Raw genomic sequence first — 11,861 nt, 5'->3', positions numbered from 1 at the left:
CAGCCCGCCTTTTTTCCCTCCTCTCCCCCCCCCCCGAAACTGTTTTTATATTATTTAGAATCCTACCTGGAATCCTGCTTTAACACCGAATTTTGAGATATCCGGTTTGTCAAGATAATTTCCTCTCCAGTTAAAATCCACTCTGAAAATTCTGAGATTTCCGATTCCTATATTTTCAATCCCGAATCCGTATTCATAATAAATATGTTCGCTAGGTGCAGAATATTTAAACCCTTCCACATTGATAGCCTTGGATGCATCACTTAAAGTTCCGTATGCACCTCTGATAAATGCGACTTCTCTAAGCTTCAGTTTTTTAATCAAAGGAATGTAAGAAAGGATCTTACCGTTAAAATGGTGTTCTAATTGAAGGGTGGTATAAGCATCTGTAACAAACTCATAATAATTAAGCTGTGAGAATGTATTGGGTGCCAAACCATAGGAAAGATTGGCAGGGATAATATTCTGTAATGCCAAAGGAACAGTGCTGAAATTCTTTCCTGCTTCGAAATTGACAACCAGTTTTCCCATGCTTCCAATCAAAAACGGTTTATAAAGCATAAACTGAAGCTTGTCATAATTAAAATCAGCATTGAATAAACCTTCAATACCTCTGGTATATCTTAAAACAATAGTTGGTGCCAGGTTTCTGGCCTGGTAACGATCAATCCCGGTTTGGGAAAACTTAGCGCCGGGTTTTGCGATTAAACTGATGGTAACATGTGAATCGTTAACAGTCTTTCTTAGCTGGCCGTCTTTATAATACATCAGATTGAATTTTTCAGGAATTGCAGATTTAATACTCTGCATCACTCCATCTATTCTTATCTGAAAGTTTTTCCACGGTTCAATAGCTGCAAAAACACTTGTTTTATTAACAGAGCTTAAAGAAATATTTTCTCCTCTTGCAAAAAAGGTACTGGTAGATGAAGATTGTGGCGTAACACCATCACCGGATGTGAGCTGTCCTCCGAGCTGAACAATATCCCTGCTGGTTCCTGCCCCAATCATAAAACGGTTCAGCTTATTGAACATATACCTTGCTTCAACGCCATATTTAAACTGCTGGTCTTTGAATCCATAGGCTGTATAAAACTGGGCTCTCCACGTATCATTCAATCCGAAATAGGTTCTTGCTCCCAATCGTATTCTGTCTCCTTCTACTTCATTTCTTCCGTAAATTGAAAATATGGGACCAATATCTATTCCTTTGAAGGCATTATAATAACGCGAACCCAGGGTTTCAAACAGTTTTACCATCCGGTTGAATTTCGGAGTCTGCTGAAGCTGGTCAAGCATGTTGTAAACGCCCTGCTCTGCCTTGGATAAAGTGTCAGGTCGGACTTTGGTCCAATAGGCTTCATCTTTATTGGTAAATTGGTCTTCATACTCTTCTTCAGTACGTTTGAAAACCTTTGGATCTAGAGGTTGATTAAACTGATAATCGGAATAATCTACAGATCTTTTGGCGATGATGCTTTTGGCTCCTTTCTTTTTTGAAAAAGGACTCATTTCAAATTCAGTAACCAGTTTTTTAGGAAGAAAAGTAGCATCATCAGGATTGTCATATTCTACCTGAGTATAGACACTGTTGACAAAGTTGACATTGATTTTCTGTGTTGACTTCAATGTTGCTCCTAATACAGCATAAGTATCTGTATCAATATAAAGATTTCCCTGGAATGCAAGGATATCTTTCCTTTTGGGTTGGTATCTTATCTGGAATGCTTTTTCCCCACGGATCGTAATGGTATCCATAAGGCTGTAATCGTAGGTACTGAAACCATCTGTTCCTACAGGGCTCTGGAATCCAATGTCAAAATAATTCAGGGTATTATCGTAAATATTAATATCACGATACAGGTTTTTAGCTGAAACGGTAATTACCTGATTGTCCTGGAAACCCGAAGTCTTTTGAGCAACCAAAGTTCTTTTGCTATCCTTATCCGGCTTGTTTTTACCATAATTTTCATAAACGGCTTCGTTCAGGAAGATAGGGAGACCAAGTCTTCCACTCGCAGTAGAATCCGCATAACTGAAAATGAAATCCAGTTTATTGAAAATCTTTTTCTTCATGAACGCACTGTCCAGATTATTCAGGTCAAACTGCGTTTTTTCATATTCTTTGTAGGAATAGGTATCGAATTTTTCTAATCCGTTATTTCTTTTTTGCGCCCAGACTTTCTGCATAATGGCATAAGCCGGGTTTTCTTTTTTATTCTTGTATTTTGGTTTGCCGCTTTGGAGGACAATCTCCTGGATATCACTTACTTTGGCCTGTGAAAGCTGTACGAAAATATTTTCAGCATTTTCGGGAGTAATATCAAGGGTTTCCGTAACATAGTTTTTTCTGGAAAATCTTAACTGATGAATAATGCTGTCTGACTGAACGGTGAAACTGCCTGAAGTTGTCGTCAGGGAAGGGGTAGTATTATTGTTGATGAAAATATCAACTTTATTCAGTTCTTTATTGTTCTTTTCGTCAACCACCTTGCCGCTGGCCTTGTTTTGAGCGCATACGGAACCGGAGATAATCAGGAAAAAAAATAAAAGATAGTGTTTTTTGGAGTTATTGTTTAACATCATTGGTTTCTTCAGGCAATTAGCATAAACAAAAAGCATGCAGTTTATTTATAAAAAAGGTAAAAAAATAAAATATTTTTATTCTACCCTATAAAACGACAAAAGTAACGAAAATAATATAAGTACTATTGAAAAAATAATAGGAAATTTAACGCTTAAAGGATAATAATCAGAGGATTAATAAATAGATAATGCAACTGTCTTTATAAGTCGGTTCCGATACTTTTAAGGAATTAGAAAAATAAAAAAAGACCTACATTGCTGTAAGTCTTTCTGCTCCTCCTGCTGGGCTCGAACCAGCGACCCTCTGATTAACAGTCAGATGCTCTAACCAACTGAGCTAAGGAGGAATGTCCTTTGTTTTAAGTGGTGCAAATATAATATGAATATTGGTACCAAGCAAGTTTTATCCTTTATTCTTAAAGATTTTTAACTAAATGTATTGAATTTCAATAAGAAATATTTTATCTTTTTTCAGTCAGTCCCGGCAGATAGAGGAAATAAGCTATGCTGGTTGTGCTAATATATCCTATTTTAATCCGGCCCTGACATAAATGATTAAGTAACGTTATTTCAGGGCCGGATATTAAAACAATATGTTATTTCTTTAAATCTTTAAGGATTTCCTGAACAGCTCTTTCCAATTGAGGATCATTGTCCTGAAGACGGTCCATAAAAGTGTTTTTTACATAAATATCAGGTTTTACACCGGTTTTTTCAAGGTTTTGTCCGTCCAGAGTATAAGTTCCCCATGCAGGCAGCCTGTAAGAAGAGCCGTCTACCAGACCTTTTGCTGATGTAAAAATAATCCAGCGATAGGTATCCTGGCCAATAATTTTACCCAGCTTAAGCGCCTTGAATCCGGCTGCTGTCATCTCAGCATCGCTTAATGAGGCTTCATTAATCAGGAGAACAATAGGTTTTCCTGAAGGGGCAAAATTAGGCTGTGTTGTTACTTTTCCTTCACGGTATTTCCATTGCAGATAAGGCCTTTGAGAAAGAAAATTCAGTACTTTATCATGAACATTTCCGCCCGTATTATAACGTAAATCAAGAATAACAGCGTCTTTTCTGTTTTCCTGCTCTACCATATCCAGAAGGAAACGGTCCAGCTCATCAGTAGACATATTTTTCATGCATGAATAAGCAATGCGGTTATTGCTGAGCTTGTCTACACGCTGATGGTTATTGTAGATCCAATCATCGTAAAGCAATGATTTTAATTCAATATTTGAAATAGGATGTACTTTGGCTGTTATATTTTTACCACCACGGCTGAATGTAAGAACGATCTCCTCCTGCTTTTTAGGAGTGGTAAAATAAGTTTCGCGGTTTTCATCAGGATCAACCTTTCTTCCGTTCACTGCAATCAGCTGGTCTCCTGGTTTAATATCAACACCGGTGCGGAAGGCGGGAGATTTCCTTAGGATACTTTCTACTACATAAGGCTGGTCTTTTTTGAAGATAATCCCCGTTTCGTTGGTAAAATAGTTCAGGAACATTGCTTCTTCTTTTCCGGATGAAGAAAATCCTGTATGGGAAGAATTAAGTTCACCTAAAAGATCATTGAGTAAAATTCGCAGATCATTTCTGTTGTGTACGTACGGAAGATATTTTGCATACTGTTCTTTTTTTGCTTTCCAGTCAATTCCATGAAATTTTTCATCATAGAAGTTTTCCTCAACACCCGTCCATGCTTCAGCATACATCTGGGTAAATTCGGATGCTAAATCCTTATCAAAACTATATTGGATGTTTATTTTTTCAGGTTTTAAAGCTGATACAGTTGTTTTATAAATATTTCCTTCAATCAGGGCAAATAGATTTTTATCATTTTTAGTCAGATAATAAGCCGCTTTATCAAAAACTTTTTCAGATTTGGCGGGTTCAAAATCAGTAAATACCTTTTTGAAAAGCTGTCTTTTTCCGTTATCCTGGTTAGAGTTAAATAAAAGGATCTCCTTTTTATCGTCTGCAAAAACCGCAGGGTCGTCCTGATATCCATAACGGTCGGTAACCAGTTCAATTCTGTCCAGTGTATCTTCAGGATTGACTTTCAATTCTTTTATTACCGGCTCTTTTTCTTTCTCTTCCTTTTTCTCCTTGTTCTTGTCTTCCTCTTTTTTACTCTTTTTGCCTTTGGTATCTTTGGCTGTATCAGTTTTTGTTTCCTTTTCTTCTTCAGTGAAAAGGCTGTCGAATTTTTCAGATTTAAAAGGTTCGTCAAACCAATCCAAAGCCATCCTGTAAATATTAGACTTCTGCATTCCTAAAGGATAGGACGGATTGGTTCTGTCACTGGCGAAATAAATGTACCTGCCATTAGGCGACCAAACAGGATCTTCTTCTGAAACACCGGTATTGGTAAGGTTGAGAGTCTGCTCTTTTTTGATGTTATAGATGAAGATGTCAAGCTCAAAATTTCGTTTCGCTGAAAACAAGACATATTCATTATTGGGAGAAAAAGAGGGTCTTGAGTTTTGGAATGCCCAGATCTCATCTTTTACAATGGTTGTTGAGTTAAAGCTTTTCAAGTCCAGTAATCTTACTTCATCACGGCCGCTTAAGTAAACCGCCTTTGAAAGATCGTTGTTAAGCGTAATGCTTCGGTTGTTTCTTAAATCCTGAGTGAGCTGTTTGGGCCGGCCTTTTCCATCTGCAGAAACAGTGAACCAGTTCTGATATCCGTTATAAGTCTGATTATAAAGCAAAGTGCGGTTATCTTTCAGCCATTTTACTTCCATAGCACGTTCTTTTCCATCGGTAACCTGCTGTGCAAATTTTCCTTCTACATCAGAAACAAATAAAATACCCCGGCTTATAAATGCCATTTTCTTACCATCCGGGGATACATCATAATAGGAAATATTATTTTCCACATTGAAGTTTTGTTCTTTCTCCAGTGTTTTATTGGTATTCAGATTAACGTTAAGAAGCCTTGTGTTTTTTGAAGCTACATCGTAAGTATAAAGCTGATAGTCTTTTTCAAAAATAACTTTAGAGCCGTCTGCGGATACAAAAGGTTTTTTAATAGAAGTGTCAAATTGGGTCAAAGCCGTTTTTTTACCATTCTCAATTTTATAAAGATTGTATTCTCCGTTATTTTCATCAGAAATAAAATAAATAATACCGTTTTTATCTACACTTGGATTAAAATCCTTTCCTTCATAGTTGGTGTACTGCTTAAACGTATTATTTTTTGGATTGTATCCTAAAATATCGGGATTGTTTTCTCCTTTATAGCGCTTACGCTGTACCTGATATGCGCTTTCAGATGAACTTGTGAAAAGATATTCTCCTGCCGGAGTTTCTGCCAGGCCATTCGTATTGTTAAAATAATTGCTGAAAAGCTTTTGTGGAGTTTTTCCTTCAATTGTGGTTTTAAAACTTCCGAAATTATTATTTCTGCTTGAAGTAAAGTAAATTGTTTTGCTATCCCAGGACCAGCTTTCCATTTCGTCTTTTCCGGTATGGAACGTCAGCTGCTTGATCGTTCCTCCTTCTGAAGGCATTATATAAAGGTCATAATTTCCGTACTGATTGGAACTGAATGCAAGCCATTTTCCATCCGGAGAAAGGCGGGGGTTAATTTCTTCGCCGTCCAGAGCGGTAATCCTTGAGGCACTTCCACCGTTGGAATCGACTTTCCAGATGTCGCCGTCGTAAGAAAAATAAGCCGTCCTGCCATCAGGGCTCAACGAAGGACTTGATAAGAAATAGGATTTTTCCTGTGCCGAAATCCCGATCATAGAAAATGCTGTGAGTAACGAAATAATAGTTTTCTTCATGGTATAACTTGATATGATGCAATAGTATAATATTGATTTTTTATGCTTTTGGTTGTAAAGTATTGATGGGACGCAGATTTTTCAAACCCATATACTTCTTAAAAGAATAGTCGGATTATTAAAGGAATCGTTACATGTAAAATACCTGAGAAGGAGAATAATATTCAGTAAAACAGATAAATAATTCATAAGGGTTGAGATAAATTACAAATATCTGTCTTTTTTAAATTAAAGTAAGGATATAAAAACAAAAAAAGACTTACATTTCTGTAAGTCTTTCTGCTCCTCCTGCTGGGCTCGAACCAGCGACCCTCTGATTAACAGTCAGATGCTCTAACCAACTGAGCTAAGGAGGAATGTCCTTTGTTTTAAGTGGTGCAAATATAGGACGAATATTTATACCCTACAAATATTTTTTAGAAAAATTTTAAAAAAATTATAATTTCCCTGTAAATACCTTGAAGATGTCGCTTCCAAAGATTAGTAACATCAATCCTAACAGGAAGATAACCCCAATCATCTGTGCGTTTTCCAAAACTTTCTGAGGAACCGGTTTGCCTACAATAATTTCGTATAACGTAAATAAAACGTGTCCGCCATCAAGCCCCGGGATAGGAATCAGGTTCAGAAATGCCAGCCATACGGAGAACATTGCAGTAAAGCTCCAGAAAGCTACCCAGTTGATTTTAAAGCTTCCGTCAGCGTCTTTATCTACAGGCATATTCTTTACAATCGCAATAGGGCCTCCGACATTCTTATACCCCTGAACTTTAGAGTTAAACATAATCTTGAACTGCTTAACCTGAGTAGTTAATGCCTCAATAGTTCTCGTAAATCCTCTTGGAATAGCCTCTCCGAAAGAATATTTTTTATTGGTTACGATAGATTTTGCAATACTTTTTGTATCAATGGCGATACCTAATTTTCCGTTTTTGTCAACAGAAACTGCCGGTAATGTCTGTAAAGCTCCGTTTCTTTCAACGTCAACAGAAACTGTTTTTCCTTTATTTTCATTCAGAAGAGTGCTTACTTCATCAAAGAATACGGCCTTTTTACCATTGATTCCTACGATTTTATCTCCTTTTGCTAATCCTGAAGCCTGAGAAGAAGGAGTCGCCAATGAATCAATAACCATAGAAACTCTTGGTGTGATGTACAGTTTTGCCTCTCTTTGTTTAAGAACATCAGCTACACCATCAGCATTTACCGGGAATGTAACTTCCTGGCCATTTCTCAGTACAGTAACATGATCTCCCAAAAGAATGTTGATTGATGTGTTTTCAAGTCTTTCTGCCGGCTTTCCATCTACGCTGATGATTTTGTCACCATTCTGGAAGCCCATTTTCTTTCCTGCGGCAGTAGCTTCAATACCGTTGCTGAATTTTGTAATATCTGTGTACGTTTCACCGTTGAAGAATGAAAGACAGCTATAGATTAACCATGCAAGGAAAAAGTTAACGGTAACTCCACCCAACATAATAATAAGCCTCTGCCATGCTGGTTTTGATCTGAATTCCCATGGCTCTGCCGGTTTTTTCATTTGGGCAGTATCCATGCTTTCATCCACCATCCCCGCAATTTTTACATATCCTCCGAAAGGAAGCCATCCGATACCGTATTTGGTTTGTTCTGGATGTTTTCTCCAGTCATTGTCCGGAAGTTTAGATATATCGATAGGAACTTCTTCCTTCTTTCCGTTGACCTCTATTACTTCAGAATCCGGCAGGTTCTTTGATAAAAACTTATACTGCCATTTTCCGTTGATTTTCTTCATGGAGAATATGGAGAAGTAAGGATCAAAAAACAGGAAAAACTTCTCTGCTCTGGTCTTGAACCATATTGCCGGTAAAAAATGCCCAAGCTCATGAAGAAGCACAAGTATAGAGATGCTCAGAATGAACTGAAAAAGTTTGATTGCTATTTCCATTAATAAATTTTAGATTTTAATTTGCAAAGGTAACAATTATCAAAACTATGCCAAATAAAAAAGCTTCCCGTTTCGGGAAGCTTTGTCATATTTAAAGACGATTTGTTTATAAATTGAAAGAAACCCCAAGGCTGCCGTTATTACCTACCTCGGCAAACACTCCTATTTTATCCGTGAAGAAGTATCGGGCTCCGATGTGAGCACCTACTCCGAAATCTTTTCCAACAACTCCAAGGTCTACTCCCGGGTAAATATCCCATTTTGAAGGCAGATTCAAGGCTTCCTGCAAATGAAAGTTCAGTCTTCCGAAAACAAAAACGCGATTATCCTTATCGTTGTTTTTATAATTGTCGAAGTAGCCATTGATCCCGGCTCCTACTGAAATAAGTTGATTGAGTCCGTAGTCATAAGTTCCCGTTATTCCGGTTCCATATCCCCAGGCGCTCAGCCCCAGCTGTATTTTCTGATCCCCTTTACCTGTCCATGCCTGGGCATTAGCCATTGCACCAAAAAAGAAGATCATTACCATAAAAAACAATTTCTTCATAAATTTTAAATTTTTAAGGATTTTAATAAAAAATATCTCTATCAAAAATGAAACCGAAAGAATGTGAGTATTCTAAAAAAGGCTGACTTTAATAAATTATTAAGAAATATAGCCCTGTTTTCAGGGAAGAACCTCTTCTTTCAGCAGTTTAATTCTTCTTTTGTAATGATAAAAGCTGTATTTTTATACGTCAGATTCGGAATAACTTAAAAAGAATAAAAGATGAAAGTTGCAGGGCTTAATTTAGATATCATCTGGAAAAATAAAACTGAAAATTTTAAACTCATAGAAAACGGGCTTCAGCATATTGAAGCTGATCTGTTTCTTCTGCCTGAAATGTTTTCGACGGGCTTTTGCATGGATGCTTCTGAAGTGTCAGACAGAAATGAGGAATCATTTGAATTTCTGAAAAAGATCTCGAAAGAAAAAAATGCTGCATTCTGTGGAAGTGCTCCTGTAGAACAGAACGGGAAGTTTTATAACAGAATGTATTTTGTAAGACCTGACGGTGAAATGTGTTTTTACGATAAAAGACATTTGTTTTCCTTTTCGGGAGAAGATAAAGTGTATACACCGGGAAAAGAAAGGGTAATTGTTGAATATCAGGGGATCCGGTTTTTACTTCAGGTGTGCTATGATCTGCGTTTTCCTGTTTTTGCAAGAAATAATGATGATTATGATGCTGTTTTGTATGTTGCCAACTGGCCTGAGAAAAGGGTAGGAGCATGGGAACATCTGTTGAAAGCAAGAGCCATTGAAAATTTGTCTTTTGTATTTGGCTTAAACAGAATCGGAACAGATGGAAATAATCTGTTTTATCAGGAAAGCTCCCACTGCTTCTTTGCTGACGGAAAAGAAATTTCCGAAAAGCAAGGTAATCTTGTGTTCGCAGAATTAAATATGGATGAATTGAAAGATTTCAGAACACATTTCCAGTTTCTGAATGACCGGGATTCTTTTTCTATTGAATTTTAAGATTTTCCCACAGATTTCGCAGGTGTTAATAACATTCACAGCTGTAGAGATTCGGGTGATCTGTGGGAATTAAAAAAACAAAAACTGTGAAAAATCACAGTTTAAGCATATTCTTGTAAAAGTTTTGTGAGTGTATTCACATCATGAACACCACTTTCCTTCCATAATAATTCTCCTTTTTTGAAAATAGCCAGTGTAGGTACTCCACGTACACCATATTGAGCGGCTAAGGCAGGATATTGATCAACATCCACCTTTATGATTCTGGCACCCTCACCGATATTTTCTTTTACTGTATTGAGTACCGAAGACTGCACTTTACAAGGCTGGCACCATGTGGCGAAAAAATCGATAAGTACGGGTCTTTCAGAATCAATGATTTCCTGGAATTTTTGTGACATAGTTTAGTTTTTATGATCTTAAGAAGTTTTAGACTGGCATACAAAATCCGAAGTAGGGAATTTTTCCGTTTTTTTGATCCCGTTGAAACCTCCTTCTATTTCAGTAAAATTCCTGATTCCGTGAGAGTTAAGAATGCTTGCTGCAATCATACTTCTGTATCCGCCTGCACAGTGAAGGAAGAAATGTTCAGAGTCGTCAATAGTGCGCGCCCAGTCACTGATGGTATCCAATGGCTTATTGTATGCGTTATCAATGTGTTCAGCTGAGTATTCAGTCAGTTTTCTTACATCAATTACCGTAGCATCTTCAGTAAACTGTTCTGCAAATTCAGACGGGGAAATTCTTCTGATCTCATCTGTTTCCTTCCCTGCATTTTTCCAGCTTTCAAATCCTCCTTTCAGATAACCTACCACATTATCAAATCCTACTCTGCTTAGTCTGGTAATAACTTCTTCTTCAGTTCCTTCATCTGTTACCAGTAATAGAGGGTGTTTTACGTCAACAATAAGAGTTCCTACCCATGGAGCGAAGTCTCCTTTCAGTCCTATATTGATAGAATTGGGAACGAAGCCTTTGTGAAAGTCTGCAGCTCCTCTTGTATCTAAAATTAATGCTCCTGTCTCTTCTGCTACGGCTTCAAAATCTTCCGGTGCAACAGGGTGCAGTCCTTTCTTCATGACAACATCAAGGCTTTCATAACCTCCTTTGTTTAATGCGACATTCATTCCGAAATATTTCGGGGGTGCTGTTAAGCCATCAAGAACTTCTCTGATGAAAGAAGCTTTGTCCGGTTGATTAAGAGCGTAGTTGGTCTTCTTTTGGTTTCCTAAGATATCTACCGTTTCCTTCTGCATATTCTTTCCGCAGGCAGAACCGGCCCCGTGAGCCGGATAAACCGTAATACTGTCATCCAGTGGCATGATTTTGTTCTGAAGGCTGTCATACAGAATACCCGCAAGATCTTCCTGGGTAAGGTTGGTTGCCTTTTGCGCCAGATCAGGTCTTCCGACATCACCTAAAAACAGCGTGTCACCTGTAAAGATTGCCGTTTCAACACCATTTTCATCTATTAAAAGGTAAGTGCTGCTTTCCATGGTGTGACCCGGAGTGTGCAAAACCTTTATTTTTACTTTCCCAATTTCAAAAACCTGATTATCTTCTGCAATAATGGCTTCAAATTCAGGAGCTGCTGTAGGTCCGTATACAATCGGAGCGCCGGTTTTCTTACTTAAATCAAGATGTCCCGATACAAAATCTGCATGAAAGTGGGTTTCAAAAATATATTTTAAAGTGACATTGTCTTTTTCCAGACGATCCAGGTAAGGTTTTACTTCTCTTAAAGGATCAATAATGGCAGCTTCATTCTCTGATACAATATAATAGGCACCCTGAGCCAGACAGCCCGTATATATTTGTTCAATTTTCATTGGGTCTTTTTTTAATGAGTTAAAGATACGAAGTATTAGATAAATTCTAAATGAAATGTTAAATTCCATTGATAGTTTCTTTCAATACTTGTTAAAATGCACATGCTTTTCAGCAAAAAGAATGCCTTACGACCTGCCAATTTGCAAATGCTGTTTTTTATCATGTTTGCTTAGTTTAACAAGTTTGGAATTCAGTTAATATAAAACTTGTT

At 37.4% G+C, this 11,861-nt stretch carries 7 protein-coding genes and 2 tRNA genes; 1 reads left to right on the top strand and 8 read right to left on the bottom strand.

Going from position 1 to position 11,861, the window contains the following annotated elements; all coding sequences use genetic code 11:
- Positions 1-54: 54 nt before the first annotated feature.
- From ACR1PO_RS20885 to ACR1PO_RS20860, 6 genes are all read right to left on the bottom strand, one after another.
- Entirely contained in the window at positions 55-2,586 is a 2,532-nt protein-coding gene (locus tag ACR1PO_RS20885; protein ID WP_433988047.1) for a DUF5686 family protein, read from the bottom strand.
- Positions 2,587-2,859: 273 nt separating this feature from the next.
- A tRNA-Asn gene (locus tag ACR1PO_RS20880) sits at positions 2,860-2,933 on the bottom strand.
- Between the two features lie 249 nt (positions 2,934-3,182).
- Complete coding sequence (locus ACR1PO_RS20875; protein ID WP_433988046.1) at positions 3,183-6,371, bottom strand: S41 family peptidase; 3,189 nt, start codon at positions 6,369-6,371, stop codon at positions 3,183-3,185.
- Between the two features lie 282 nt (positions 6,372-6,653).
- Positions 6,654-6,727: transfer RNA gene (locus ACR1PO_RS20870), tRNA-Asn, on the bottom strand.
- Positions 6,728-6,807: 80 nt separating this feature from the next.
- Positions 6,808-8,298, bottom strand: coding sequence for an RIP metalloprotease RseP (gene rseP, locus ACR1PO_RS20865; RefSeq protein WP_433988045.1), 1,491 nt, complete (start codon positions 8,296-8,298; stop codon positions 6,808-6,810).
- 106 nt (positions 8,299-8,404) lie between these two features.
- Positions 8,405-8,845, bottom strand: coding sequence for a DUF6646 family protein (locus tag ACR1PO_RS20860; RefSeq protein ID WP_002984025.1), 441 nt, complete (start codon positions 8,843-8,845; stop codon positions 8,405-8,407).
- 222 nt (positions 8,846-9,067) lie between these two features.
- Between ACR1PO_RS20860 and ACR1PO_RS20855 the strand changes: the two genes are divergently transcribed.
- Positions 9,068-9,820: a nitrilase-related carbon-nitrogen hydrolase gene (locus tag ACR1PO_RS20855; protein ID WP_332388888.1), complete on the top strand. Its 753-nt coding sequence runs from the start codon at positions 9,068-9,070 to the stop codon at positions 9,818-9,820.
- Positions 9,821-9,921: 101 nt separating this feature from the next.
- On the opposite strand, the gene ACR1PO_RS20850 is transcribed toward ACR1PO_RS20855, so the two are convergent.
- Together ACR1PO_RS20850 and ACR1PO_RS20845 are read right to left on the bottom strand one after the other, a co-directional pair.
- Entirely contained in the window at positions 9,922-10,221 is a 300-nt protein-coding gene (locus tag ACR1PO_RS20850; protein WP_002984022.1) for a thioredoxin family protein, read from the bottom strand.
- Between the two features lie 18 nt (positions 10,222-10,239).
- Entirely contained in the window at positions 10,240-11,649 is a 1,410-nt protein-coding gene (locus ACR1PO_RS20845) for an MBL fold metallo-hydrolase (protein ID WP_433988044.1), read from the bottom strand.
- Positions 11,650-11,861: the final 212 nt, after the last annotated feature.

The organism is Chryseobacterium amylolyticum (genome assembly GCF_051011775.1).
Classification (GTDB): Bacteria; Bacteroidota; Bacteroidia; order Flavobacteriales; family Weeksellaceae; genus Chryseobacterium.
This window is presented reverse-complemented; position numbering and strand designations above follow the sequence as displayed.

Coding starts and splice junctions, on each gene's coding strand:
- ACR1PO_RS20860 (WP_002984025.1), bottom strand. CDS start 8,845: ATGAAGAAATTGTTTTTTATGGTAATGATCTTCTTTTTTGGTGCAATG.
- rseP (WP_433988045.1), bottom strand. CDS start 8,298: ATGGAAATAGCAATCAAACTTTTTCAGTTCATTCTGAGCATCTCTATA.
- ACR1PO_RS20875 (WP_433988046.1), bottom strand. CDS start 6,371: ATGAAGAAAACTATTATTTCGTTACTCACAGCATTTTCTATGATCGGG.
- ACR1PO_RS20855 (WP_332388888.1), top strand. CDS start 9,068: ATGAAAGTTGCAGGGCTTAATTTAGATATCATCTGGAAAAATAAAACT.
- ACR1PO_RS20885 (WP_433988047.1), bottom strand. CDS start 2,586: ATGATGTTAAACAATAACTCCAAAAAACACTATCTTTTATTTTTTTTC.
- ACR1PO_RS20845 (WP_433988044.1), bottom strand. CDS start 11,649: ATGAAAATTGAACAAATATATACGGGCTGTCTGGCTCAGGGTGCCTAT.
- ACR1PO_RS20850 (WP_002984022.1), bottom strand. CDS start 10,221: ATGTCACAAAAATTCCAGGAAATCATTGATTCTGAAAGACCCGTACTT.